20 protein-coding genes and 2 tRNA genes are annotated in these 24,575 nt (G+C 66.1%); 10 read left to right on the top strand and 12 right to left on the bottom strand.

What is annotated here, in order from left to right; translation table 11 throughout:
- Positions 1-47 precede the first annotated feature (47 nt).
- The 6 genes from IB261_RS25235 to IB261_RS25210 form a co-directional block, all read right to left on the bottom strand.
- A complete protein-coding gene (locus IB261_RS25235; RefSeq protein WP_015478849.1) occupies positions 48-989 on the bottom strand; it encodes a ribose-phosphate pyrophosphokinase in 942 nt (313 codons plus the stop codon).
- 52 nt (positions 990-1,041) lie between these two features.
- Positions 1,042-1,116, bottom strand: a tRNA-Gln gene (locus IB261_RS25230).
- A 62-nt stretch (positions 1,117-1,178) separates the two neighbouring features.
- A tRNA-Gln gene (locus tag IB261_RS25225) sits at positions 1,179-1,253 on the bottom strand.
- Positions 1,254-1,284: 31 nt separating this feature from the next.
- Positions 1,285-2,133: a 4-(cytidine 5'-diphospho)-2-C-methyl-D-erythritol kinase gene (gene ispE / locus IB261_RS25220; protein WP_151188320.1), complete on the bottom strand. Its 849-nt coding sequence runs from the start codon at positions 2,131-2,133 to the stop codon at positions 1,285-1,287.
- Position 2,134: 1 nt separating this feature from the next.
- Complete coding sequence (gene lolB, locus IB261_RS25215; RefSeq protein ID WP_192380911.1) at positions 2,135-2,779, bottom strand: lipoprotein insertase outer membrane protein LolB; 645 nt, start codon at positions 2,777-2,779, stop codon at positions 2,135-2,137.
- A gap of 3 nt (positions 2,780-2,782) precedes the next feature.
- Positions 2,783-4,549 (bottom strand): tetratricopeptide repeat protein, encoded by a 1,767-nt coding sequence (locus tag IB261_RS25210; RefSeq protein WP_177429472.1) that lies wholly within the window; start codon positions 4,547-4,549, stop codon positions 2,783-2,785.
- Positions 4,550-4,694: 145 nt separating this feature from the next.
- Between IB261_RS25210 and hemA the strand changes: the two genes are divergently transcribed.
- The 6 genes from hemA to IB261_RS25180 all read left to right on the top strand — a co-directional run bounded on the left by hemA (position 4,695) and on the right by IB261_RS25180 (position 10,060).
- A complete protein-coding gene (gene hemA, locus IB261_RS25205; protein ID WP_045211202.1) occupies positions 4,695-5,963 on the top strand; it encodes a glutamyl-tRNA reductase in 1,269 nt (422 codons plus the stop codon).
- Entirely contained in the window at positions 5,960-7,042 is a 1,083-nt protein-coding gene (gene prfA, locus IB261_RS25200; protein WP_192380912.1) for a peptide chain release factor 1, read from the top strand. Before hemA ends, prfA begins: the two co-directional genes overlap by 4 nt.
- A gap of 14 nt (positions 7,043-7,056) precedes the next feature.
- Positions 7,057-7,887: a peptide chain release factor N(5)-glutamine methyltransferase gene (gene prmC / locus IB261_RS25195; RefSeq protein WP_192380913.1), complete on the top strand. Its 831-nt coding sequence runs from the start codon at positions 7,057-7,059 to the stop codon at positions 7,885-7,887.
- Entirely contained in the window at positions 7,881-8,636 is a 756-nt protein-coding gene (locus IB261_RS25190) for a molybdopterin-synthase adenylyltransferase MoeB (protein WP_151188317.1), read from the top strand. The genes prmC and IB261_RS25190 overlap by 7 nt, the downstream gene beginning before the upstream one ends.
- Positions 8,629-9,423 carry a glutamate racemase gene (gene murI, locus IB261_RS25185; protein ID WP_081516396.1) on the top strand — a complete coding sequence of 265 codons (795 nt, stop codon included), beginning with the start codon at positions 8,629-8,631 and terminating at the stop codon, positions 9,421-9,423. The genes IB261_RS25190 and murI overlap by 8 nt, the downstream gene beginning before the upstream one ends.
- Before the next feature lie 115 nt (positions 9,424-9,538).
- The gene (locus IB261_RS25180) at positions 9,539-10,060 is read left to right on the top strand and encodes an acyloxyacyl hydrolase (RefSeq protein WP_081516395.1); all 522 of its coding nucleotides are present in this window, start codon (positions 9,539-9,541) and stop codon (positions 10,058-10,060) included.
- Between the two features lie 230 nt (positions 10,061-10,290).
- Here IB261_RS25180 and phrB read toward each other — a convergent pair whose 3' ends face one another.
- The 4 genes from phrB to IB261_RS25160 form a co-directional block, all read right to left on the bottom strand.
- Positions 10,291-11,718, bottom strand: a complete 1,428-nt coding sequence (phrB, locus tag IB261_RS25175; RefSeq protein ID WP_192380914.1) for a deoxyribodipyrimidine photo-lyase — start codon at positions 11,716-11,718, stop codon at positions 10,291-10,293.
- On the bottom strand, positions 11,715-12,665 hold the full coding sequence (locus tag IB261_RS25170; protein ID WP_192380915.1) for a MerR family transcriptional regulator: 951 nt from the start codon (positions 12,663-12,665) through the stop codon (positions 11,715-11,717). The genes phrB and IB261_RS25170 overlap by 4 nt, the downstream gene beginning before the upstream one ends.
- A 31-nt stretch (positions 12,666-12,696) precedes the next feature.
- Positions 12,697-13,668, bottom strand: a complete 972-nt coding sequence (locus IB261_RS25165; protein ID WP_192380916.1) for a YbgA family protein — start codon at positions 13,666-13,668, stop codon at positions 12,697-12,699.
- A 150-nt stretch (positions 13,669-13,818) separates the two neighbouring features.
- Positions 13,819-14,802, bottom strand: coding sequence for an NAD(P)/FAD-dependent oxidoreductase (locus IB261_RS25160; RefSeq protein WP_151188312.1), 984 nt, complete (start codon positions 14,800-14,802; stop codon positions 13,819-13,821).
- Positions 14,803-15,077: 275 nt separating this feature from the next.
- On the opposite strand from IB261_RS25160, the gene IB261_RS25155 reads away from it, so the two are divergent.
- From IB261_RS25155 to IB261_RS25140, 4 genes are all read left to right on the top strand, one after another.
- Entirely contained in the window at positions 15,078-15,983 is a 906-nt protein-coding gene (locus IB261_RS25155) for a TIGR01777 family oxidoreductase (protein ID WP_192380917.1), read from the top strand.
- Between the two features lie 108 nt (positions 15,984-16,091).
- Positions 16,092-17,114 carry a ferrochelatase gene (hemH, locus tag IB261_RS25150; protein ID WP_081516389.1) on the top strand — a complete coding sequence of 341 codons (1,023 nt, stop codon included), beginning with the start codon at positions 16,092-16,094 and terminating at the stop codon, positions 17,112-17,114.
- 292 nt (positions 17,115-17,406) lie between these two features.
- Positions 17,407-18,771 (top strand): spinster family MFS transporter, encoded by a 1,365-nt coding sequence (locus tag IB261_RS25145; protein WP_081516388.1) that lies wholly within the window; start codon positions 17,407-17,409, stop codon positions 18,769-18,771.
- A 103-nt stretch (positions 18,772-18,874) separates the two neighbouring features.
- Positions 18,875-19,990 (top strand): hypothetical protein, encoded by a 1,116-nt coding sequence (locus IB261_RS25140; RefSeq protein ID WP_192380918.1) that lies wholly within the window; start codon positions 18,875-18,877, stop codon positions 19,988-19,990.
- 185 nt (positions 19,991-20,175) lie between these two features.
- On the opposite strand, the gene IB261_RS25135 is transcribed toward IB261_RS25140, so the two are convergent.
- Both IB261_RS25135 and IB261_RS25130 read right to left on the bottom strand, forming a co-directional pair.
- Entirely contained in the window at positions 20,176-20,613 is a 438-nt protein-coding gene (locus IB261_RS25135) for a type IV pilin protein (protein ID WP_151188309.1), read from the bottom strand.
- Positions 20,610-24,575, bottom strand: a complete 3,966-nt coding sequence (locus IB261_RS25130; RefSeq protein ID WP_192380919.1) for a pilus assembly protein — start codon at positions 24,573-24,575, stop codon at positions 20,610-20,612. Before IB261_RS25130 ends, IB261_RS25135 begins: the two co-directional genes overlap by 4 nt.

The following is a 24,575-nucleotide window of genomic DNA, read 5'->3' as shown; positions in this document are numbered from 1 at the left end:
ATGCCCCATCGACGCGACGGGGCGCTTTACGTCAGCGCTGTCCCGCCTTAGCGGAACATGGCGCTGATCGATTCTTCATTGCTGATGCGGCGCATGGCTTCAGCGACAACCGGAGCGATGTCCAGCTGGCGGATGCGGCCACAGGCTTGCGCAGCAGCGGACAGCGGGATGGTGTTGGTCACCACCAGCTCGTCCAGTACGGAATTCTCGATGTTCTCGATGGCGCGGCCGGACAGCACCGGGTGGGTGCAGTAGGCGATGACCTTGGCGGCGCCGTGCTCTTTCAGAGCCTTGGCGGCGTGGCCGAGGGTGCCAGCGGTATCGACCATGTCGTCGACCAGTACGCAGGTACGGCCTTCGACATCACCGATGATGTGCATGACTTCGGACTGGTTGGCCTTCGGACGACGCTTGTCGATGATGGCGAGGTCCACACCCAGGGACTTGGCGACGGCGCGAGCACGCACCACACCACCGATGTCCGGGGAGACGATCATCAGGTTCTCGAAGCGCTGGTCTTCGATGTCGTCGACCAGTACGGGCGAGCCGTAGATGTTGTCGACGGGGATATCGAAGAAGCCCTGGATCTGGTCGGCGTGCAGGTCAACGGTGAGAACGCGGTTGACGCCTACAACGGTCAGCATGTCGGCAACGACTTTGGCGCTGATGGCCACGCGGGCGGAACGCGGGCGGCGATCCTGGCGGGCGTAACCGAAGTAGGGGATGACTGCCGTGATACGAGTCGCCGAGGAGCGGCGGAAGGCATCGGCCATCACTACCAGTTCCATCAGGTTGTCGTTGGTCGGTGCGCAGGTCGGTTGGATCAGGAAGACGTCCTTGCCACGAACGTTTTCGTTGATCTCAACGCTGATCTCGCCGTCGGAGAATTTACCGACAGAAACGTCACCGAGGGGGATGTGCAGCTGCCGTACGACACGGCGTGCCAGATCGGGGTTGGCGTTCCCCGTGAAAACCATCATTTTGGACACGCTGCGGTACCTGTGTCGGCTTGAGGGTAGGCCCGGTTGAGCCAGAAGAAAATGGCAGGGGCGGCTGGATTCGAACCAACGCATGGCAGGATCAAAACCTGCTGCCTTACCGCTTGGCGACGCCCCTGTAGCTTACAACTTGCGGAGCAATGTGTTCGTTGACGCTGTACGTGTAACCCTGTGGGTTAATGGCAGGGGCGGCTGGATTCGAACCAACGCATGGCAGGATCAAAACCTGCTGCCTTACCGCTTGGCGACGCCCCTGTATCGTACAACCGATTACATTGCTTTCTTCTCAGACCTCGTTTTGCAGCTTGCGGTGCAACATCGAGATGTTACGCCCCTGGGCAACAAAACTCGGCAGAGTGGCCGGAAGTTGGCGGCGAACTTTATCAGCATCGCCCTTGTTTGGGAAGCTCCCAAACACACAAGCTCCGGTGCCGGTCAATCTAGCCTGGGTAAATTTACCTAGCTGGATCAGTGCGTTACGTACATCCGGGTAACGCTTCTCGACGACCGGCTGGCAGTCGTTATGACCGTCCACCCCGAGAAGGCTGCGAACTTTAATGGGCGGAGTATCCCGTGTCAACTCGGGATCGGAGAAAACTTCTGCTGTGCTGACAAAGACTTGCGGCACGGCGACGAGGAACCAGGGTTCGTCGAGTTCCACCGGCGTGAGCTGTTCGCCGACGCCTTCGGCAAATGCCGCGCGGCCGCGCACGAAGACTGGAACGTCTGCGCCCAGGCTCAGGCCCAGCGCGGCGAGGCGGTCCTCGCTCCAGTTCAGCTGCCACAGGTGATTCAGCGCGAGCAGGGTGGTGGCAGCGTCGGAACTGCCGCCGCCGATGCCGCCGCCCATGGGCAGGCGCTTGTCCAGCCAGATGTCGGCGCCCAGCTGGCAGCCCGATTGCTCCTGCAGCCGGCGAGCGGCCTTGACGATCAGGTTGCTGTCGTGGGGAACGCCCTCGATCTCGGTGTTCAGGCGGATTTCGCCGTCATTGCGCACCGCGAATTGCAGCTCGTCGCCGTGGTCGAGGAACTGAAACAGGGTCTGCAGCTCGTGGTAACCATCGGCGCGGCGGCCGGTGATGTGCAGGAACAGGTTGAGCTTGGCCGGCGCCGGCAGGGTCAGGCGGTCCTGCATGTCACTGCGGGTCCGCTTTGTTCGACTGGCCTGCGCCCAATTGACGCGGCTGCCAGGTCTTCACCACCAGGGTGACGTCGAGGTCCTGGCCGTGCAGCTTGAGGCGCTCGGGCAGCCAGTAGCCGTTCTGCTCGCCGTAGCGGGTGTACTCCACGTCCCAGCCGTCCTGCTGCAGCTTGGCCAGTCGGCTGTCGCCGTCCAGGGTCAGGCGGCTCTTGCTGTCCGGCGCGGGCAGGCCGCGAATCCACCAGAGCAGGTGGGAAACCGGCAGGCGCCAGCCCATCTGCTGTTCCAGCAGTTCTTCGGGGGAGGTGGCCTCAAAGCGGCCCTGGCCGGCGACCTCGAGGGTCACCGCACCCTCGCGCCCGGTCAGGCGTGCGGCGCCGCGGCCCAGCGGGCCCGACAGGCGGATGTCGTAGTAGTCCTGGCGTTGCAGCCAGAACAGGGTGCCGCTGCCGGAGTCCTTGGGTGCGCGGATGCCGACCTTGCCATCGATCTGCCAGCCGTCGAGGGTGGCGATGCGCGCCTTGTGGGCGTTCCAGGCGGTGGCGTTGCCCTGGCCTTCCAGGGCTTCGTGGGTGCCGAAGCTGGAGCAGCCGGCGAGCAAGGCAAGCGCGGCGGCGCCGATCAGGTGACGTAGACGCATGAATCAGAGGGTTCCGGAGCCGGTCAGGCGCAACATGGTGTCGCGCAGGACGGCGCTGTCAGGCTGGCTTTGCAGGGCGGTGGCCCAGACCTTGCGGGCTTCGCTCTGCTTGCCCTGGGCCCAGAGCACTTCGCCCAGGTGCGCAGCCACTTCGTGGTCGGGGAAGCGTTCCAGCGCCTTGCGCAGGTAGGTTTCCGCTTCGCTGAGGTTGCCCAGGCGATAATTCACCCAGCCCAGGCTGTCGAGGATCGCGGGGTCGTCCGGGTTCAGCGAATGGGCCTTCTGGATCAGGTCGCGGGCTTCGCTGTAGCGGGTGGTGCGGTCGGCCAGGGTGTAGCCCAGCGCGTTGAGCGCCATGGCGTTGTCCGGCTCGCGCTGGATGATCAGCCGCAGGTCCTGCTCCATCTGCGCCAGGTCGTTGCGCTTCTCGGCGAGCATGGAGCGGGTGTAGAGCAGGTTGAGGTCATCCGGGAACTGCTTGAGGCCCTGCTGGATGACGTTCCAGGCGCGATCCACCTGGTCGCGATTGGACAGGCCTTCGGCTTCGATCAGGTACAGCTGGATGGCGTAGTCGGGCTGGCGGTCGCGAGTCTCGGCCAGGCGGCGCGAGGCGTCGTCATAGCGCTTCTGGTCCAGCAGGATCTCGGTCGAGCGCAGCTGGGCCGGGAGGAAGTCGTTGCCCGGGCCGACCAGGGCGTATTCCTTGAGCGCGGTTTCCGGGTCCTTCTGCTCCTCGGCCAGGCGGCCCAGGTTGAAGTGGGCGGAGTCGACGTGGCTGTCGCGCTCGACCAGTTCCTGCAGGTAGACCTTGGCCTCGTCCCAGGCCTGGGCTTCGAGGCAGACCAGCGCGAGGGAGAAACGCAGGTCGTCGTCGTCGGGGAATTGCTCGACCAGCGCGGAGAACTCGGCCTTGGCGTCTTCCAGGCGGTTCTGCTCCACCAGCAGGCGGGCGTAGGCGAGGTGGACGCGCTTGTCGTCCGGGTGTTCCTTGATGCCGGCCTTGAGCAGCGGCAGCGCTTCGTCGCTGCGCTTCATGCTCTGCAGCAGGCGCGCGCGCAGCAGCAGCGGGGCGACGTCATGCTTGCTGGCGGAGTTGTCTTCGAGCAGGTGCAGGGCTTCCTGCGGGCGGCCGTCCTGCTGCAGCAGCAGGGCCTTGCCGAACAGCAGCTGGCCGTTGTCGGGGTACTTCTTCAGCAGGCGGTCGAAGCTCTGCAAGAGGCCGGCGCGGGTATCCGGGTCAGTCTCGGCGGCGGACAGCGCAAGGAAGTCGAAGTGAGTGTCACCCTGGCCGTTGAGGACTTTCTCCATGTACACCATGGATTCATCGTACTGGCCGGTGCGCGCCAGCTGGATGGCGGCGGCGCGCTGGGCATCGAGGTTGTCCGGCGCGGCCTTGGCCCAGATCAGCGAGGTGTCCAGGGCTTCCTGGTCGGCGCCCAGGTACTCGGCGATGCGGAAGGCGCGCTCGGCGACGCCAGGGTCGCGGGTTTCCCTGGCCTGCTCGACGTAGTTGGCGAGGGCGATGTCGAAGCGGTTGCGCTGGCCGGCGAGCTCGGCGGTGAGCAGCGAGAACAGGGTGTCTTCGCTGAAGGAGCCGTACTTCTGATCCTTCTGAGCAGCCGCAGCTTTGTCCTTCTCCGCGGAAGCACTGTCGGAATTTTTCTGTGTAAGAGACTGGCAGCCGCCGAGCAGCAGCAGAGCAGTCAGCAGCGCAAGAGACTTGTTCATAGAGGAAGGACGAGGGCCTGACCTGCGAAATGGGACCATCATGACATAAGGAAAGTGCCAATCCCATGGGCAAGCGCCGCTGACGGGCCTGTATACGATTTGCAGTGTGCGATACGTCGCGGGTGGTTGTCCTTCACAAGGCTAAGTAGGACAATTGCGGGCTTTCCGATCAGCTCAGCGATTCTGCATGGCCTTCATTGCCCTCGGCATCAACCACAAGACCGCGTCCGTGGCCGTCCGCGAGCGCGTGGCTTTTACTCCCGAGCAGATGGTCGAGGCCCTGCAGCTGCTGTGCAGGCTGACTTCCAGCCGGGAAGCCGCGATCCTCTCCACCTGCAACCGCAGCGAACTCTACCTGGAGATCGAGCATCCGGACGCCGGCGACGTGCTGGCTTGGCTGGCCGATTACCACAACCTGGGGATCGACGACCTGCGCGCCTGCGCCTACGTCCACCAGGACGAGGAAGCCGTGCGCCACATGATGCGCGTCGCCGCGGGCCTGGATTCCATGGTGCTGGGCGAGCCGCAGATCCTCGGGCAGATGAAGTCCGCGTACGCCGTAGCCCGCGAGGCCGGCACCGTCGGGCCGATGCTGGGGCGCCTGTTCCAGGCCACCTTCAGCACCGCGAAGACCGTGCGCACCGATACCGCCATCGGCGAGAACCCGGTGTCCGTGGCTTTCGCCGCGGTCAGCCTGGCCCGGCAGATATTCAGCGACCTGAGCCGCAGCCAGGCGTTGCTGATCGGCGCCGGCGAGACCATCACCCTGGTCGCCCGCCACCTGCACGAGCAGGGCGTGAAGCGCATCGTGGTCGCCAACCGTACCCTGGAGCGCGCCAGCCTGCTGGCCGAGCAGTTCGGCGCCCGCGCCATCCTGCTGGCGGACATGCCGGACGAACTGGTCAACAGCGACATCGTCATCAGTTCCACCGCCAGCCAGTTGCCGATCCTCGGCAAGGGTGCGGTGGAGCGCGCGTTGAAACAGCGCCGCCACAAGCCGATGTTCATGGTCGATATCGCCGTGCCGCGCGACATCGAGCCGGAAGTCGGCGAGCTGGAAGACGTCTACCTCTATAGCGTCGACGACCTCCATGAAGTGGTCGCGGAAAACCTCAAGAGCCGCCAGGGCGCTGCCCAGGCCGCCGAGGAGCTGGTGGGGGATGGCGTGCACGAATTCATGCTGCGCCTGCGCGAGCTGGCCGCGGTCGATGTGCTGCGCGCCTATCGCCAGCAGGCCGAGCGCCTGCGCGACGAGGAAACCCAGAAGGCCCAGCGCCTGCTGGCCAACGGCGCCGATCCGATGGAAGTCATCGCCCAGCTCAGCCGTGGCCTGACCAACAAATTGCTGCACGCCCCCAGCGTGCAGATGAAGAAACTCTCCGCCGAGGGCCGCATCGATGCGCTGGCCGTCGCGCAGGAACTGTTCGCCCTCGAGGAGGGCACTGACAAGCGATGAAAGCTTCCCTCCTGAAAAAGCTGGATATCCTGAGCGACCGCTATGAAGAGCTGACGGCTCTCTTGGGCGACGCCGAGGTGATCAGCGACCAGACCAAGTTCCGCGCCTACTCCCGTGAATACGCGGAAGTGGAGCCGGTCATCCTCGCCTTCCGCGAGTTCCGCAAGGTGCAGTCCGACCTCGAAGGCGCCCAGGCGCTGCTCAAGGACAACGACCCGGACCTGCGCGAGATGGCCGAGGAGGAAGTCGCCGAGGCGAAGTCCGCCCTGGTCGGCCTGGAGGATCGTCTGCAGCGCATGCTGCTGCCCAAGGACCCCAACGACGGCCGCAACGTCTTTCTGGAAATCCGCGCCGGCACCGGCGGCGACGAAGCCGCGATCTTTTCCGGCGACCTGTTCCGCATGTACTCGCGCTACGCCGAGAAGCAGGGCTGGCGCGTGGAGATCATGTCCGAGAACGAGGGCGAGCACGGCGGCTATAAAGAAGTCATTGCCCGCGTGGAAGGCGAGAGCGTCTACGCCAAGCTCAAGTTCGAATCCGGTGCCCACCGCGTGCAGCGCGTGCCGGCCACCGAATCCCAGGGGCGCATCCATACCTCGGCGTGCACCGTGGCGGTGCTGCCCGAGCCGGACGAACAGGCGGCCATCGAGATCAACCCGGCCGACCTGCGCGTGGACACCTACCGTTCCTCCGGCGCCGGCGGCCAGCACGTGAACAAGACCGACTCGGCGGTGCGCATCACGCACATCCCGTCGGGCATCGTGGTCGAGTGCCAGGAAGAGCGCTCGCAACACAAGAACCGCGCCAAGGCCATGGCCTGGCTCGCGGCCAAGCTCAACGACCAGCAGCAGTCCGCGGCCCAGCAGGCGATCGCCAGCACGCGCAAGCTGCTGGTCGGTTCGGGTGATCGCTCCGAGCGCATCCGCACCTACAATTTCCCCCAGGGCCGGGTGACCGACCACCGCATCAACCTCACCCTGTATTCCCTGGGTGAAGTCATGGAAGGCGCGGTGGAGCAGGTCATCGAGCCGCTGCTGCAAGAGTTCCAGGCCGACCAGTTGGCCGCGCTCGGCGACTGAGAGAGCGATAGACCATGGCAACCATCATGACCCTGCTCAACGAGGCGCAACTGCCGGACTCGCCCAGTGCGCGTCTGGATGCCGAGCTGCTGCTCGCCGCCGCGCTGGGCAAACCGCGCAGCTTCCTGCGGACCTGGCCCGAGCGCGTGGTCACCCGCGAGGCCCACGACCTCTATGACCGCTACCTGGCCCGCCGGGTGGCTGGCGAGCCTGTGGCCTACATCCTCGGCCGCCAGGGTTTCTGGAGCCTGGACCTGGAAGTTGCGCCGCACACCCTGATTCCGCGTCCGGACACCGAGTTGCTGGTGGAGACCGCGCTGGCGCTGCTGCCGGCCTCGCCAGCGCGCGTGCTCGACCTGGGCACCGGCACTGGGGCCATCGCCCTCGCGCTGGCGTGCGAACGCCTGAGCTGGCAGGTGCTGGGCGTCGACCGCATTCCCGAGGCCGTGGCCCTGGCCGAGCGCAACCGTGAGCGCCTGCGCCTGGCCAACGTCGCCTTCCGCGCCAGCCACTGGTTCTCCGCGGTAGAGGGCGAACGCTTCTCGCTGATCGTCAGCAACCCGCCCTACATTCCCAGCACCGACCCGCACCTCAAGCAGGGCGATGTGCGCTTCGAGCCCTCGAGCGCGCTGGTTTCCGGGCAGGACGGGCTGGACGATATCCGCCTGATCATCGACCAGGCGCCGAACCACCTGGAAAACGGAGGCTGGCTGATGCTCGAGCATGGCTTCGACCAGCCGAACGCCGTGCGCGACCTGCTGCTCAGTCGTGGCTTCAGCGCCGTGGAAAGCCGTCGCGACCTGGGCGGCCACGAGCGCATCAGCCTGGGGCGCTGGACATGCTGACCGACAACGAACTGCTGCGTTACAGCCGGCAGATCCTCCTGCCGCAGATCGATGTGGACGGCCAACTGCGCCTGAAGGACAGCCGCGTGCTGATCGTCGGCCTCGGCGGCCTTGGCGCCCCGGTGGCGCTGTACCTCGCTGCGGCTGGCGTCGGCGAGCTGCACCTGGCGGACTTCGACACCGTCGACCTGACCAACCTGCAGCGGCAGATCATCCACGGCACCGACAGCGTCGGCATGGGCAAGGTGGACTCCGCCATCGCCCGCCTGACGGCGCTGAATCCGGATGTGAAGCTGGTCGCCCATCGACAGGCGCTGGACGCCGACTCCCTCGATGCCGCCGTGGCGGGCGTGGACCTGGTGCTGGATTGCTGCGACAACTTCGGCACCCGCGAAGCAGTGAACGCCGCCTGCGTCGCCGCGAAGAAACCGCTGGTGAGCGGCGCTGCCATTCGCCTGGAAGGGCAGCTTTCGGTGTTCGATCCGCGCCGCGAGGAAAGCCCGTGCTACCACTGCCTCTATGGCCACGGCAGCGAAGCCGAACTGACCTGCAGCGAGGCCGGCGTGGTCGGCCCATTGGTGGGGCTGGTGGGCAGCCTGCAGGCGCTGGAAGCGTTGAAGCTGCTGGCTGGCTTCGGCGAGCCGCTGGTAGGTCGCCTGCTGCTGATCGATGCCCTTGGCACGCGCTTCCGCGAACTTCGGGTCAAGCGCGATCCGCAGTGCGCCGTGTGCGGAGCCGCGCATGGCTGATGCCGCGCCGATCGGCGTGTTCGATTCCGGTGTGGGCGGCCTCAGTGTCCTCCACGAAATCCGGGCGCGGCTTCCCCACGAATCCCTGATCTACCTCGCCGATTGCGGCCACGTGCCCTACGGCGAGAAGACTCCCGAATACATCCGCGCGCGTTGCCGTGCCATCGCCGACTTCCTCCTGGCCCGTGGCGCCAAGGCGCTGGTGCTGGCCTGCAACACGGCCACCGCCGCCGCCGCCGCTGACCTGCGCGAGCTGTACCCGCAACTGCCCATCGTCGCCATGGAACCGGCCGTGAAGCCGGCGGCCGAAGCGACCCGCAGTGGCGTGGTCGGCGTGCTCGCCACCACCGGCACCCTGAAGAGCGCACGCTTCGCCGCGCTGCTGGACCGGTTCGCCAGCGACGTGCGCGTCATCACCCAGCCCTGCCCGGGGCTGGTGGAGCGCATCGAACTGGGCGACCTGAGCGGTCCGCAGACCCGCGAGCTGTTGCAAGGTTACGTCGCGCCGTTGTTGGCCGAAGGTTGTGACACGCTGATCCTGGGCTGCACGCATTACCCTTTCCTGCGCCCGCTGTTGCGTGAACTGGTGCCAGCGGACGTCTCGCTGATCGATACCGGGGCTGCGGTGGCCCGCCAGCTTGAGCGCCTGCTGCAGGTGCGGGGGATGCTGGCAAAAGGCGATGCAAAAAAAACTGAGCTATGGACCAGCGGTGCAGTCGAAGGATTTGAACGCGTACTGCCGGTGCTCTGGGGCACCGAAGAGTCCGTCAGTTTCTTCCCTGGCTGAGAGAAAAATAGCTAGCTACCCACTTTGGTCTGTCAGCAGATGGTGACAAATGGCCTTATAATCGCCAGCTATTCGCGGGGATTTTTCATTCAGCTTTCTAATAAAGGATGTTTCGATGAAGAAACTACTCTCGCTTGCCGCCGTGGCAGCTTTGACTCTGGGGCATCTGGTCTCCGCACAGGCCGCTGGCCTGACTGGCGCCGTGGGTTTCACCGGGCAGAACACCATGACCTATCGCCTGGGGTTGGGGTTCGATTGGGACAAGAGCTGGTGGGAAAGCTCCACCGGGCGCCTGACCGGGTACTGGGACGCCGGCTACACCTACTGGGAAGGTGGTGACGAGGCCAGCGGCCGTCATTCGCTGTCCTTCAGTCCCGTGTTCGTCTATGAGTTCTCTGGCGAGAAGGTCAAGCCCTTCGTCGAAGCCGGTATCGGCGTGGCCGTATTCAGTGGCTCCCGTGTTGGCGACCAGAACCTGGGTGGCGCTTTCAACTTCGAGGATCGCCTGGGCGTCGGCCTGCGCTTCGGTGAGGGCCAGGCACTGGGTGTGCGCGCCATGCACTATTCCAACGCCGGTATCAGCCAGCCGAACGATGGCATCGAATCCTACAGCCTCTATTACACGCATCCGCTGTAACAGCGCGCTGACAAAGAAAGCCGGACCCTGGGTCCGGCTTTTTTGTGCGCGACATGAACAGCTGAGGGCGGCTCCTGCGCCCCAAAAGGCACTGGCGTTAATCGGTAACTCCGTAGGGCGCATAACGCACCAGCGTTATCCGCCGCGGGGCATGCGGCGGATAACCCGCTCCGGGTTATTCGCCCTACGGGCGGAGTCCCCCCGCGATCGTGCGCATGGCGCGCTCAGCTTCAGCGGCCGGCGGAGAGGCTCTTGAACGCTTCCAGCGCGCGTTCCCGAGTGGCCGACAGGTCGCACATCGGCTGTGGATAACGTTCCGCGCCGAACAGCCCCAGTTTCGATGGATCGTGCATCGCCCGACCCTGCAGCCCGGCCAGCTCCGGCACCCAGCGGCGGATGAAACGCCCGTCCGGGTCGAAGCGCTCGGACTGCGAGATCGGGTTGAAGATGCGGAAGTAGGGCGCCGCGTCGGTGCCGGTGGAGGCGCTCCATTGCCAGCCGCCGTTGTTCGCCGCCAGGTCGCCGTCGATCAGGTGACGCATGAACCAGCGTTCACCCTCGCGCCAGTCGATCAGCAGGTTCTTGGTGAGGAACATCGCCACCACCATGCGCAGGCGATTATGCATCCAGCCGGTGGCGAGCAACTGGCGCATGGCGGCGTCGATGATGGGGAAGCCGGTGCGGCCCTGCTGCCAGTCCTCCAGGTCCTTCTGGTCGTAACGCCACTTCAGCTTCTCGGTGTCCTCGCGGAAGGCCTGGTGCCGGCTCACGCGCGGGAAGCCAACCAGGATGTGCTTGTAGAACTCGCGCCAGAGCAGCTCGTTGATCCAGCTGACCGCGCCACTGTTGCCGGTCTCGAACTCGCCGTGGTTGTTCGCCAGCGCCGCGTGCAGGCATTGCCGGGGCGACAGCACGCCGGCGGCCAGGTACGGCGAAAGACGGCTGGTGCCGTCGCGGGCGGGGAGGTCGCGGGTGTCCTGGTAGGTCTTGAGGATTTCGTCGGTGAACAGCTCAACGCGCTCATGGGCGGCTTCCTCTCCGGCGGGCCATTGCTCGCTCAGTTCGGCTGGTGGCGGCTCGAAGCCTGCGACCTGCGCGGGCACCTCGTCGCTGGCGATATCCAGCTCCTGCTGCGCGCGGGGCGCCGGTACGAGACTGGGCACGCCGAGGTTCAGGCGTTCGTAGCAGACCTTGCGGAACTGGCTGTAGACCTGGAAGTAGGTGCCACCCTTGGTGAGGATGGTGCCGGGGGTGAAGAACAGCTGGTCGAGGTGGCTGCGCAGGCGGATGCCGTCGTGCTCCAGCGCCTTCTCCACGGCGGCGTCGCGGGCGGCTTCGTTGACGCCGTACTCCTCGTTGACGTGCAGCGTCTCGATGTCCAGCTCGCGGCAGAGCTGCGCGATGACTTGTGGTGCCTCATCCCAGTGATCCGCCGTGCGAACCAGCAGCGGGATGCGCAACTTGTTGAGGCCGGTGCGCAGGTCGCGCAGGTTGCGCAGCCAGAAGTCGACCTTGCACGGGGCGTCGTCGTGGCGCTGCCACTGGCCGGGGCTGAGCAGGTAGAGAGCGATCACCGGGCCGCGCTCGGCGGCGGCGTGCAGGGCGCTGTTGTCGCGCAGGCGCAGATCGGTGCGCAGCCAGACGAGTTGGCGTTTCATGCGGCCTCCCCGTTGAGCAGGTGCAGTTCGCGCAGCAGGTCGAAAGCGGCGACCGGATCGCTGGCCAGGTGCAGCGGTGGTTCGGCGATGGCCAGTTCCTGCAGCGCGTCGGGGTGGATGGCGGTGGCGGGGCCGGCCAGCAGGCGCGGGCAGTCGACGCCGGCCAGCAGCCGGGGCAACTGCAACAGGTTCAGCGTGCGGCTGGAGTAGAGCAGCACGGCGCGCGGCTGCAGGCGCTCCACCGCCAGCGCCAGTTCACCGGGCGGCAAGGGCCAGTCGAAGATTTCCAGCGGGCAACCGGCGCTGCTGGCCAGCCAGGCGGTGAGCCACAGGCCCGGTTCCAGCGGCAGTCCGGACTGGTTCACCAGCAGCAGCGGTGCGCCGCGCTGCTGGCGGTTGTGGTGGTAGAGGCGGGTGCCGAACTTGGTGCGCAGCCAGGTGTGGAAGAACACCCGTTCCAGCTGCGCGCCGAACTGGCCCTGCCAGCGCCGTTCCAGCTCGTCCAGCAGCGGCAGCATCAGTTGCTCGCAGAGGGTTTGCGCGGGATAGATTGCCAGCGCGCCGTTGAACAGCTCGTCCAGCTGGCGCTCATTGATCCGGCTGATCGCGGCGATGCACTGCTGGCGCAGGTCGTCCCAGGGCGAGGCGGTGGTTTCCGGCGGAGGCGGCGCGTCTTCGTCGAGCAGCGCGCGGATCTTGCTCACCGCCACGCCTCTGCCTAGCCAGGTGAGAATGGCCTGGATGCGCGCGATCTGCGCTTCGGAGTAGAGGCGGTGGCCCTTGGGCGTGCGTTGCGGCACGACCAGGCCGTAGCGGCGCTCCCAGGCGCGCAGGGTGACCGGGTTGACGCCGGTGCGCCGGGAGACTTCGCGGATCGGCAGCCAGCCTTCGGCCAGGGCCTGACGGTAGTCGTCGTCCGATTCGCGGTGAGGGTGGTCGGGGTTCATGGACATCCTTTCAGTACGTCTGATGGCTACGTCAGATGGCATTGCGCAGGCTCAGGTCTTCGGGGTGCGGTTGCAGGTAGGCCTGGGCATCGATGTAGGGGTGCGGGTGCAGGCGGAAGTGGTGCTTGAGCAGCGTCAGCGGCACCACCAGCGGGATCACGCCTTCGCGGTACTGGTCGATCAGCCGCTGCATCTCTGCCTTCTCGGTGGAGGGCAGGTCGTGCTTGAGGTAGCCGGCCAGGTGCTGCAGTACGTTGCTGTGGGTACCGCGGGTGGCACAGGTGCCCAGCGCCTGCATGAAGTCACGGAAGTAGTCCGGGGCGAAATCCTCCAGCGGCTGCTCGCCGATCTTCGCCAGACGCTGGCCGAGCACGCTGTACTGGCGCGGGTTGTGGGCCATCAGCTGGTACTTGTAGCGGGAGTGGAAGCCGATCACCGCGTGGCGTGTCAGGCCCTGCGCGCAGAGCTTCTGCCAGGCGGCGTAGGCAAACACGCGGGTGAGGAAGTTCTCGCGGATCACCGGGTCGTTGAGCCGGCCCTCTTCTTCCACCGGCAGTTCCGGTCGCGCGGCGCAGAAGGTTTCCGCATAGAGCCCGCGCACGCCTGGCGGACGCAGCTGGCCGTCGAAGCGATAGAGCTTTACCCGCTGCAGGCCGCAGGAGGGCGACTGCTGCATGAAGATGTAGCCGCAGATGTCCTGCAGCAGCCCGGCTTGCTTGCGGCCGAAATCGCGCAGGGCTTCGCTGACATCGCGGCCGCCTTCTCGCTGGATCAGGGCCCGCGGGTCATCTCGGTCGCCGACCAGGCGCAGGGTCGGCCGCGGCACGCCGAGGCCGATGGCGACTTCCGGGCACACCGGGACGAAGTCGAAGTAGCGGCTGAGCACGTCCAGGCACAGGCGCGAGGCCTTGTGTCCACCGTTGTAGCGCACCGGCTCGCCCAGCAGGCAGGCGCTGATGGCGAGCTGGGGGCGTGAGGGGCTGCTGGGCTTGGCGATGGGCATGGCGGTAACCGATTTCTTGTACAGGTTGGCTATCTTGTACAACTATCGGTAAGGATAGGCGCAGGCTTGTACAAGTGCAAAGACTTGTACAAGGATGGGGTGGGTGCGCAGATTCGACGGCCACCTCCGCAGGGAGATGGCCGTGGTCGGTCAGAGGTGTTCGAGCAGGCGGCGAGCGGCTTCCAGGCCGCTCAGCCAGGCGCCTTCGACGCGGCCTGAGAGGCACCAGTCGCCGCAGGCGTAGATGCCCAGGTCAGCGTCGGCGAGGGCGCCGAACTGGTGCGCTTCCATGGGGCGGGCGTAGAGCCAGCGGTGGGCGAGGGCGAAGTCAGGGGCGTGGACGGCGCAGCCGATCAGCTCGGCGAAGGCGCCGCGCAGGTGCTCGATCACGCTGTCCTTGGGCAGGTCGATGTGCTGCTTGCTCCAGCCGCTGGCAGCGTGCAGCACCCAGGTGTCGAGTTGTTCGTCACGGCCCGGCTTGGAGTGGTTGCTGGCCAGCCAGGACAGCGGCCCCTCGTGCACGAAACAGCCCTGCACGGGCGTATCCAGTGGCTCGCGGAAGGCCAGGGCAACGGCCCAGGTCGGTTCCATGGGAATGCTTGCGGCGGCGGCGGCCAGCTTCGGCGCACTGGCCAGCAGGGCAGCGGCCTGGGGCGCGGGGGTGGCGACCAGCACGCGGCTGAAGGGGCCGTGGGTCTGGCCCTCGGAGTCCTGCAGGTGCCAGTGCTCCTCGCCGCGGAATACTTCGGTGATGCGGCAGGTGAAGGTGACGACCTGGTCCTGCAGCAGTGCCCGGGTGATCGCGCTCATGCGCGGAGTGCCGACCCAGCGCGGCTGCTCGTCGGGGGAGGGGCTCAGTTCACCGTCGCGGTACTGGTAGAGGGCCGGGTCCCATTCGGCGACCCAGCCGTGCTCGCGCCACTTCTGCACGGCGTCGAGAAAGCGCCGGTCGCGGGCGGTGAAGTACTGCGCACCGAGATCCAGGGCGCCGGCTTCGCTGCGCTTGCTGGCCATCCGGCCGCCGCTGCCGTGGCCCTTGTCGAACAGCTGGACGACTTGTCCGGCGTCGCGCAGGGCGTGGGCGGCCGAGAGTCCGGCGATACCGGTGCCAATGATGGCAATGGGGGCGCTCATGACATGCCTCGTAGTCTGTGTCTTTCAGCGTAACGAGCGGAGTGTTCTTGTACAAACGAAACTATCTGTACAATTGGTTTCCAGCTGCCCGCGCTCGTCAACGATAGGAGTCCGATCATCGGAACCTTCGGCGCCGCATCGGTTCATTCAGGAATGAGCCCGGCTTTGGTTCCGGCACTTACAGCGTAGACCTCGCCGTAGAGGGAGTGTCAATGCAATCGCCTCCCTCTCGTCCAGACTGATGGAAGGTGGAACAGCCAAACAAGGAGTTCGCCATGCATATTCTCTTGACCGGCGGCACCGGCCTGATCGGCCGCCGCCTCTGCCGCCGGTGGAGCGCCGAAGGGCACCAGCTCACCGTGCTGAGCCGCCAGCCGCAGCGCGTCGCCTCGCTGTGCGGCGAGACGGTGCGCGGTATCGCCGACTTCGAGGCCTATGGAGACGGGCCGCTGGATGCGGTGGTCAACCTGGCCGGCGAGCCCATCGCCGACAAGCCGTGGAGCGCCCGGCGCAAGGCCCTGCTGTGGGACAGCCGGGTGCGCCTGACCGAGCGCCTGGTGAGCTGGCTGGAGGGGCGCAGCCAGCGCCCGGCGGTACTGATCAACGGCTCGGCGGTCGGTTGGTACGGCGATGCCGGCGAGCGTCCGCTGGAGGAGAACAGCGCGGCTGCCGGCGAGGATTTTGCCAGCGAGCTGTGCCTGGCCTGGGAGCAGATCGCCCGCGAGGCCGAGGCACTGGGTATCCGCGTGGTCCTGGTGCGCACCGGGCTGGTGCTGGCCCCCGAAGGTGGTTTCCTCAAGCGCCTGCTGCCGCCGTTCCGCCTGGGCGCCGGTGGGCGGCTGGGCGATGGTCGGCAGTGGATGTCGTGGATCCATATCGAAGACCAGATCGCCCTGATCGATTTTCTTTTGCGCAAGGCGGATGCGGCCGGTCCTTATAATGCGTGCGCGCCGCAGCCGGTGCGCAACCGCGACTTCACCCAGGAACTGGGCCAGGCGCTGCACCGGCCGACGCTGATGCCGGTGCCGGGCTTTGCCCTGCGCCTGTTGCTGGGTGAAATGTCGACCCTGTTGCTGGGCGGTCAGCGCATCGTGCCGCGCCGCCTGCTGGACGCCGGCTTCGAGTTCCGCTTCCCGGAATTCAAGGAAGCGCTGGCCGATGTGCTGCAGGAAAAGCGCTGAGTCCCTGCGACATCGGCAACAGCCCTGGAACATCTGGATAGCGCGGGCGGCGTGTAAACTGCGCAGCCCGCACGACGACCTCCTACCGTACCGGTTTAAGGACACTGCATGACCCAAAACGCCCTCCTGCTGGTCAACCTGGGATCCCCGGCCTCCACCCAGGTCGAGGACGTGCGCCGCTACCTCGATCAGTTCCTCATGGACCCTTACGTGATCGACCTGCCCTGGCCGATCCGCCGGCTGCTGGTATCGCTGGTGCTGCGCAAGCGCCCGGAGGAATCCGCCCACGCCTACGCGTCGATCTGGTGGGACGAGGGCTCGCCGCTGGTCGTGCTGAGCCGCCGCCTGCAGGAGGCCGTGAAGCCGTTCTGGCCGCACGGCCCGGTGGAGCTGGGCATGCGCTATGGCGAACCGTCCATTGAAAAGGCGCTGTTGCGTCTGAGCCAGCAGGGCATCACCCAGGTGACCTTCGCGCCGCTGTACCCGCAGTTCGCCGACAGCACCACCACCACTGCCATCGAGGAAGCCCGCCGGGTGATGCGCGAGCACAACCTCAAGCTGGAGCTGAAGGTGCTGCCGCCGTTCTACGCCGAACCGGAGTACCGCCAGGCGCTGGTGGACAGCGTGAAGCCGTACCTGGAGCAACCCTATGACCATCTGCTGCTGAGCTTCCACGGCCTGCCCGAGTCGCACATCCGCAAGCTGGTGAAGGACAAGCGCCACGACCTCACCGCCAGCTCCAGCCGGGGTGTGCACGAGGATGTCATGGCCGTCTGTTATCGCAGCCAGTGCCTGCGCACGGCGGAGGATTTCGCCGCTGGCGCCGGTCTGCAGGACGGGCGCTGGTCGGTGTCCTTCCAGTCGCGCCTGGGCCGCAACAAGTGGATCGAGCCCTACACCGAGGCGCAGCTGGACAAGCTCGGCAAGCAGGGCGTGAAGCGCCTGCTGGTGATGTGCCCGGCCTTCGTCGCCGACTGCATCGAGACGCTGGAAGAGATCGGTCAGCGTGGCCAGGAGCAATTCCGCGCGGCGGGTGGCGAGGAGCTGGTGCTGGTGCCTTGCCTGAACGACCAGGAACTGTGGGCGCGGGCGCTGGCGAAGCTTTGTGAGCGAATGCCTGCTGCGATCTGAGCCAGTCATGTCGGGTGAATAACGCCTCGAGCGTTATCCGCCACTGCGGATAAAGCGTTCCGCTTTATGCGCCCTACAGGGATGATCTGCTCTTCGTGGGAGCGAGCTTGCTCGCTCCCACAGGGGGAGACGGCGAAACCCTCCATCCAATCCCTGACCACCCATTCATCAGCCAACGGCCGACGCGCGCATTCAGAGATTTGATAGTGCGCGCGCGACGCGTTCGCAATGCCTACTCTGCGGGTTCTCCCCTTCGCCTTCGCCGCGATTGGCGGCGTTTCAGGAGCCCGGCATGAACAACAACAATAACGGCTACCCCTCCAGTGCCGTGGCCTGGTCCACGGTTGCGATCCTCATGGTCGCCTACGTGCTTTCCTTCATCGACCGACAGATTCTCAACCTGCTGGTCGGCCCCATCCGTCGCGATCTGGAGATCAGCGACACGCAGATGAGCCTGCTGATGGGCCTGTCCTTCGCGCTGTTCTACACGCTGTGCGGTATCCCTCTCGGGCGCATGGCCGACAGCCGCAGCCGTCGCGGTCTGATCACCGTCGGCGTGCTGATCTGGAGTGCCATGACCGCCGCCTGCGGCCTGGCGCGTCAGTACTGGCACTTCCTGCTGTTCCGTGTCGGTGTTGGCGTGGGCGAGGCGGCCTTGTCGCCGGCCGCCTACTCGCTGATCGCCGACAGCTTCCCGGCCCAGCGTCGCGCCACCGCCATCAGCGTCTACTCCATGGGCATCTACCTCGGCTCGGGGCTGGCCTTCCTGCTCGGCGGGCTGGTGATCAAGTTCGCTTCCGCCCAGGGCGACGTACACCTGCCGATCCTCGGTGAAGTGCGCCCCTGGCAGCTGATCTTCCTGATCCTCGGCGCTGCCGGCGTGCTCTTCACCCTGCTGATGCTCGCGGTGAAGGAACCGACCCGCCGTGGCGTCGGTGCCGGCGTGGTGGTGCCGATGAGTGAAGTGGGCGCCTACCTGCGCGCCAACCGCAAGACCGTGCTCTGCCACAACTTCGGCTTCGCCTGCATCTCCTTCGCCAGCTACGGCAGCGGCGCCTGGGTGCCGACCTTCTTCGTCCGCACCTACGGCTGGGACGCCGGCCATGTGGGCGTGGTGTACGGCAGCATTGTCGCCGTGTTCGGTTGCCTGGGCATCGTCTGCGGCGGCCGTCTGGCCGACTACTGGGCCAAGCGCGGGCGCACCGATGCCAACATGCGCGTGGGGCTGCTGGCTGCCTGCCTGGCGATCCCGCTGAGCCTGGTCTATCCGCTGCTGGACAGCGGCAACGCGGCGGCGGCGATGATGGCGCCCATCGTGTTCTTCCTCAGCATGCCCTTCGGCGTCGCCCCCGCGGCGATCCAGGAAATCATGCCCAACTCCATGCGCGGCCAGGCCTCGGCCATCTACCTGTTCGTGGTCACGCTGCTGGGCCTGGGCATCGGCCCGACCGCCATCGCCCTGGTGACCGACTACGTGTTCGGCGACGACATGGCGCTGCGCTACTCGCTGCTGATCGTCAGCGTCGTGGCCCTGGTCGCGGGGGCATTGCTGCTGGCCAGCGGCCTGAAGCCCTACCGCGCGAGCCTGGAGCACCTGAAGAGCTGGAGCCTGAAAGGCGAGAGCGACAGCGGCGCGATGCAACGCCAGCCGGCCTGATCGTTCTTCCGCGAGATCGAGCCTCCGCGCAGTGATGCACGGGGGCTTTTCTTTGCCCGTGGCACAATGCGGCGCAACACGGACTTGAGGCGAGGTTTCCGGCATGGACGGAAAGGGCATTGGTGCTGGGCTGGCAGGCCTCGTGGCGCTGGCGCTGAGCACTTGCGCAGCGGCGGACGGCCCCTGGTTGGCCTTCACGCAGAATGACCTCATCGGCTTCAAGGATGCGCAAGGTGTGGTGAAGGTCGCGCCGACGCTCAGCCCGATGTTGACCCTGGCCCGGCGCTTCGAGCACGTCATCGCCGCCGGTGAGGAAACTGCCGACGGTTACCGCAGCTACTACCTGTTGCGCGACGGCCGACAGGTGGCGCCGGATTCGCTGTACTTCTTCGATAACGCACCGGTCTGCGAGAGCGAAAACAGCATCCGCTTCCGTGACCGCCAGCGTGACAAGGTCGGTTTCCTCGACGGCAATGGCCAGGTGCTGATCCCGGCCGAGCTGAGTGACGCGACGGCCATGCGCAACGGCATGGTGGTGGCGCTGAAGGGCGCCACGCGCAGCTGTGCCGATCCGGACGTGAGCCTGGAGCAGTGCGAGCACAAGGGCTGGAGCGGTGGCACTGAACTGCTGCTGGATCGCCACGGCAGGACGCTGGTGCAAGGCTTCGACGCTTCCCGCGCCGAAGCGCTGGACTGGTTTTCGAAGCAGGTGAGCGGGCAAGCTTCCAGCGACCCGCGCCGTGTGTCCTTCAAGGGAGTCGACGGCCGCTACATCAGCTTCGTCGATATCGAGAAGGACTTCGCCGTCTGGTTCCACGATGAGTTCCTCGCGCACCTCGATGACGCCTCGCTGAAGGCCCACAGCTACTCCCGAATCCGGATTGGGCAGGGCGGTGAGCCGCTGGATGACTGGCAGGCTGCCACGCCGGACGAGGTGCTGAAAAAGTACGGCGCAGAGTTGCGCCAGCGACTGGAGGCCTTGCGAAGCTCCGTCGGCTACGGCGTGCGCCAGGGCGATATGGGCTGGCCCTTCGACCCCGAGCGCGACCCGCAGTACTTCGACGGTTGCGGCGAGTTCGCCCAGTGGCAGACGCCCAGGGTGTCTGCCATGGAGCATTGGCAGCAGGGCTCGTTCGAGCCGGGCAAGCACGCCAGCTTCGAATTCATCCGTACCGCCGAGGGGTATCGGCTGGTGGCGTTGTCTATCCCCGGGCAGTGACGGCTACCTGTAGGAGCGGGCCATGCCCGCGACCGTATCCGGTGCGTGTCCATCCGGTGAGCCCAGTGCCGATCTGGCGCCGGCCTTGCCGGCGGATCGCGCGCATGGCCCGCTCCTACGGTGGAGCCCGAGCTGTCTGCGATTGACTCAGCGCCGCTCCGCTCGATCAGGCGGCTGGTCGCGCCTCACCGCCAGCAATCGCTCACACTGCCGGTGCCGCTGCTGCCCTTCTGGCCCTGGGCGGTCAGGGTCAGGTGCGTGCACTTGCTATCGGTGAAGGTCGGGTTGGCCGTCAGCGTGTAGCCGCCGTCGCTGCTGCCTCCTCCCACCGTCAGGGTATACAGGCCGGTGGGGGAGGTGACGGTGCTGCCACTGGTGCCAGCCAGCTTCAGGTTGGCCACCGAAGCCTGGTCGGTGACGTAGCCGGATACCGAGTTGAGCGCATACCAGCGCTCTTCCTGCGACGCGGCCTGGTTGAGCAGGGCCTGGCCTTCCGCGCGTTTGCCGCGCAGCACGTATTCCTGGTAGCTGGGGTAGGCTACGGCGGCGAGGATCGCCACGATCGCCACCACCACCATGAGCTCCATCAGGGTGAAGCCTTTTTGCCGGTAGTGCCTGTTCATTCCTGTTCCTTGATGTTCAGCCAGTTCTGCCGCCCGGAGCTGGCGCCGCTGGTTGCCACGCTGACGCAGCCGTCGCTGCCGCAGGCGTTGACGTTGCTGCTGCTGGCGCTGGTGCTGCCGACCGTGAAGCCGCCCTTGAGGCCGGACATCTGCAAGGCGGAGACGACGCTGCCGTTGTACAGATCGTTGTCGTCCACCACGCCGTCGTTGTTCAGGTCCAGGGTGGCGAAATCGGTGGCGCCGCCGGTATACGGGTCGAGCGACATCAGCCAGGTGGTGACGCCGTCGGTGCAGGGGTCTTCATTGGGCGTCAGGGTGCTGGCGAGCAGCACGCCCGAGGTGGCGTAGGGGTTGTTGACCACCATTTCGCCGGTGGCGGGCAGGTCCAGGTACCAGCCGTACTGCGAGACGTTGCCGCTGCTGTCGTACCAGGTGACGGCGTTGTCGCTGACGGTGCGGATGGTCTGGGTCACCGCCGTGCCGTTGTTGTCGAAGGACGTGGTCACTTCGCTCTGGGTGATGGTCTGCTGCTGCAGCTTGCTGCGGCTGAGCGTGGGCGTACTGGTGGCGGCCTCGCCGGCGGTCTGCCGGTCCCAGATGCCATAGAGGCCCATGATCTGGGTGGTGTTGGGGTCGGCGTCGTCGGACTCGATGTACTTGCCGGTGCCGAAGATCACCAGGTAGCCGGTGCCGGAGCTGTGCTTGACCAGGTAGGGCGCGCTGGTGATGGGTTGCACCTGCCCGGCCGTAGTCGTCGCGCTGTACAGCGGCGAGCCGCCGAAGCCGACGCGGAAGCTGCTGGCGGTGGTGCTGGCGGTGAGGCTGCCGGAGCTGGTCAGGTCGAAGCGCCAGAGGTTGCCGTGCAGGTCACCGGCATAGACGTAGTCGGTGATCAGGTCACCGTTGATATCGGCGGCGCGCGGGGTGGCCAGGCCATTGGCGGTGGTCTTGCCGTCGCTGACGGTAAGGGCCTTGATCAGGCTGCCGTCCTTGACGTCCATCAGGTAGAGCACGGCCTTGTCGTTGGCACCGTTGTACCCGTTGCCCAGGATCACCGCCCAGGTGCCGTTGTGCAGCAGGCTGATGGTCGGCCGCGAATAGGTGAAGCCCAGCTCGCTGTAGTCGCTGTCGCTGTAGCTCTTCTCCCAGAGCAGCTTGATGTTGGCCGGGTCGGTGATGTCCAGGGCGAACAGCGCGCGGCCGCCGCCGCGCAGGGTGCCGACCAGCACGGTGTGCCAGGCGTTGTCGTAATACACGTCGGCGGTGACCGGCGAGCCGTCCACGTAATACTGGTGGGTGGCGCTGGTGTAGTCGCTGTCGGTGAGCTTGTAGAGGTTGCTGATCACCGCGCTGGGTACGTAGGCGAAGACTTCCTTACCGTCGGCATCGAAGGCATGCAGCATGCCGTCGTTGGCGCCGACATAGAGGCGCGTGGGGCGCGCGCTCCAGGTGCTCTTGAAGGTGGTGTAGGAGGTGTCGGTGCTGCTGACGGTGGCGTTCATCAGCGAGGCCAGGCGGTTGGGTGGGCCCACCAGTACCGGCGAAGAATCGATGATGTCGCCCAGCACGGTGCTGCGAGTACGCAGCAGCGTACCTTCATTGCTGCGGTCGCCACGCAGGTAGGCCACGCGCTTCTCGCCATTGCTGTCGGTGACGCTGGCGAGGGTCTTGTTGAGGGTGGTCTGCTGGGCGCTGCTGAGGTTGCTCCAGGTGAAGTCCTTGAGCGTCCCGGCGGTGCTGCCGGCCATCTTCACCGTACGCGTGGACCAGGCGCTGTTGCCGCTGCCGTAGGTGCTGTCCATCACGTCCTGGGCGCTCCAGACCGAGGTCTGGCTGCCGTTGGCGGTGTTCTGCAGGTACTTGATCAGGTCGCCGCTCCAGTCGGTGCTGGCGAACTTCGGGGTATAGCTGTACAGCTCGCTGTCGGCGGTGCTGCTGTCGGCGTTGAGCAGCGGCGAACTCACCAGCGCCGGCGCGGCGCCGGAGTCCTCGCGCTGGGAGATGCGGTTGACCACGTTCTGCAGGGCGGAGACCAGGTCATCCGGCGAGTCGACGCTGAAGAACTCGCCACGGGAGTCGACCGCCGCGTGCCACAGGTCGTAGACGTTGTTGGCGCTGCCTGACGAAGCCGCGGGCCAGCTCAGGGTGCCGGCGGCCAGTTTGCTGTAGTCGCCGGAGTAGGTGTCGCCGCCCCAGGCCGGGTTGGTCAGGCTGGTGGTCAGGCCCAGGCCGACGAAGTAGCTGACCATGTGCTGCCAGGTCGCCGGATCGTTCTTCGGGTTCCAGTACTGGGTGGTGGCGTTGCTGCTGCTCTCGGCGATGTAGGTGCTGACGTTGTTGGCGATGTTCGGCTGGGCGTCGGTGGCCCAGTACTTGAACGCCAGGTCGGCGAGGGTGTTGGAGGCGCTGTCCTTGTACGGTGCGCGTGCACTGTAGGTCTGGCCGTCGGGCAGGGTGCGGCCGGTGCTGTCCCAGTCGCCGTGGCTGCCGGCGGTGTTCCAGATGCCGTCGGTGAGGGTGATGCTGTAGCTCGCCCGGCAGCTGTACAGCGGTGTTTCGCTGCTGCCGATGGAGTAGGCATAGGGGCTGTACTTGCCGGTGACGCTGAGCAGCGAGCCGACGCGGTCGACGGCATCCAGCAGCGGGGTGCCCTGGTTGAAGTAGATGTCGCCGAGCCACTCGAAGAACTTGGCCCGGTGCGCGCCGGAGAAGGTGCCCAGGCGGTTGTCGTAGTAACTGCTGCTGGTGTTGCTCAGCCCGCGGCAGTTGTAGCTCGACAGGTACGAGCTGCTGGTGATGCAGGTGTCGCTGGTGCCCAGGGCCTGCCAGCTGAGGCGGGTGTTCTCCGGCAGCGAGACGAAGGCGAGGTTGGCGCCGGACTGGGTCGCCAGCTCACGGTTGCGGTAGAAGCTGTACCAGTTGGCGAAGTTCTGCCGCTCGTCACTGCCGTTGGTGCCGGAGGTGGAGGACACGGTCACCAGCTTGTAGCAGTTGTCGTCGTTGACATTGCTGCTGCAGCCGCTGAGCGCAGTGTTGTAGACGTAGTAGTACGCCGGCACTGCGGTCTTGGTGCGGTCCGGGTAGGTGATGGTGCTCGTCTGGGTGGTGGTCGCGGTCGATGTCACCGTGTAGGTGGTTTTGCCGCCGCTGGTGACGTAGGAGCAGCTGGCAGTCGAGTAGCTGACGGCGGTGGTGGTGCTGGTGGTGCTGCCGTCGCTGTTGGTGGTCGAGGTGCTGCTGGATTTCGGGTTGGTGACCGTGGCCGTGCAGCTGTTGCTCTTGGTGGTGACGGTGTAGGTGCCGCCGCCGGTGAGCGAGCCCGATTTGCTGGTGCTGGAGGAGGTGGCGGACGAGCTGCTGGTGGTGCTGGCGAGTTGGGTACTGCTCGAACTGAAGTCCGACGACGGGTTCGCCGCCAGGTAGTAGACCTTGTCCGGGCTGTTGTAGGACGTGTAGCCGGTGTAGGTCCAGTAGGTGCTGTCGGTGGTCGCGCGAGCGGTGTCGTACTCCCAGGAGACCTTGTACGCCGAGCTCAGGTCGAAGCTGCCCTTGGCGCTCTTGAAGCCGTTCACGTAGGCCGTGGTGAAGCTGGTGGTCAGCGGCGTGTAGGTGGTGCTGGCATTGCTGTAGCTGACGCTGTAGGGCGCCTGGTAGGTGACGTTGGGGTTGTAGTACAGCGGGTTGAAGGTCGACGACTTGGCGCGTCGGCTGGTACGCACCTGGTCGGCGGTATAGCCGTTGTAGGTGCTGCCGGTTGTGGGGTTCATGCCGTCGGGGGCGAAGCTCCAGCGCATGCTGTTGGAGTTGTCGATGGTCACCATGATGTTCGGCGCCACGCCCTCGGTGAGGAACAGCGGCTGCTGGCTCAGCGTCAGGGTCGCGGCATCGGTGGGCAGCGCGGTGGCCAGCAGCAGGCCGCCGAACAGGTACGGCAGGAAGGGCTGGGCGGGACGTCGGCTCAC

Origin of the sequence: Pseudomonas sp. PDM20 (assembly GCF_014852575.3) — a bacterium.
Taxonomy (GTDB): Bacteria; Pseudomonadota; Gammaproteobacteria; order Pseudomonadales; family Pseudomonadaceae; genus Pseudomonas.
This window is presented reverse-complemented; position numbering and strand designations above follow the sequence as displayed.

What these genes read in the sequence shown, in the direction of transcription:
- lolB (WP_192380911.1), bottom strand. Translation starts at nt 2,779, where the DNA reads ATGCGTCTACGTCACCTGATCGGCGCCGCCGCGCTTGCCTTGCTCGCC.
- IB261_RS25155 (WP_192380917.1), top strand. Translation starts at nt 15,078, where the DNA reads ATGCATATTCTCTTGACCGGCGGCACCGGCCTGATCGGCCGCCGCCTC.
- IB261_RS25165 (WP_192380916.1), bottom strand. Translation starts at nt 13,668, where the DNA reads ATGCCCATCGCCAAGCCCAGCAGCCCCTCACGCCCCCAGCTCGCCATC.
- IB261_RS25145 (WP_081516388.1), top strand. Translation starts at nt 17,407, where the DNA reads ATGAACAACAACAATAACGGCTACCCCTCCAGTGCCGTGGCCTGGTCC.
- phrB (WP_192380914.1), bottom strand. Translation starts at nt 11,718, where the DNA reads ATGAAACGCCAACTCGTCTGGCTGCGCACCGATCTGCGCCTGCGCGAC.
- prmC (WP_192380913.1), top strand. Translation starts at nt 7,057, where the DNA reads ATGGCAACCATCATGACCCTGCTCAACGAGGCGCAACTGCCGGACTCG.
- IB261_RS25180 (WP_081516395.1), top strand. Translation starts at nt 9,539, where the DNA reads ATGAAGAAACTACTCTCGCTTGCCGCCGTGGCAGCTTTGACTCTGGGG.
- IB261_RS25140 (WP_192380918.1), top strand. Translation starts at nt 18,875, where the DNA reads ATGGACGGAAAGGGCATTGGTGCTGGGCTGGCAGGCCTCGTGGCGCTG.
- IB261_RS25160 (WP_151188312.1), bottom strand. Translation starts at nt 14,802, where the DNA reads ATGAGCGCCCCCATTGCCATCATTGGCACCGGTATCGCCGGACTCTCG.
- IB261_RS25170 (WP_192380915.1), bottom strand. Translation starts at nt 12,665, where the DNA reads ATGAACCCCGACCACCCTCACCGCGAATCGGACGACGACTACCGTCAG.
- IB261_RS25135 (WP_151188309.1), bottom strand. Translation starts at nt 20,613, where the DNA reads ATGAACAGGCACTACCGGCAAAAAGGCTTCACCCTGATGGAGCTCATG.
- IB261_RS25210 (WP_177429472.1), bottom strand. Translation starts at nt 4,549, where the DNA reads ATGATGGTCCCATTTCGCAGGTCAGGCCCTCGTCCTTCCTCTATGAAC.
- hemA (WP_045211202.1), top strand. Translation starts at nt 4,695, where the DNA reads ATGGCCTTCATTGCCCTCGGCATCAACCACAAGACCGCGTCCGTGGCC.
- murI (WP_081516396.1), top strand. Translation starts at nt 8,629, where the DNA reads ATGGCTGATGCCGCGCCGATCGGCGTGTTCGATTCCGGTGTGGGCGGC.
- IB261_RS25190 (WP_151188317.1), top strand. Translation starts at nt 7,881, where the DNA reads ATGCTGACCGACAACGAACTGCTGCGTTACAGCCGGCAGATCCTCCTG.
- hemH (WP_081516389.1), top strand. Translation starts at nt 16,092, where the DNA reads ATGACCCAAAACGCCCTCCTGCTGGTCAACCTGGGATCCCCGGCCTCC.
- prfA (WP_192380912.1), top strand. Translation starts at nt 5,960, where the DNA reads ATGAAAGCTTCCCTCCTGAAAAAGCTGGATATCCTGAGCGACCGCTAT.
- ispE (WP_151188320.1), bottom strand. Translation starts at nt 2,133, where the DNA reads ATGCAGGACCGCCTGACCCTGCCGGCGCCGGCCAAGCTCAACCTGTTC.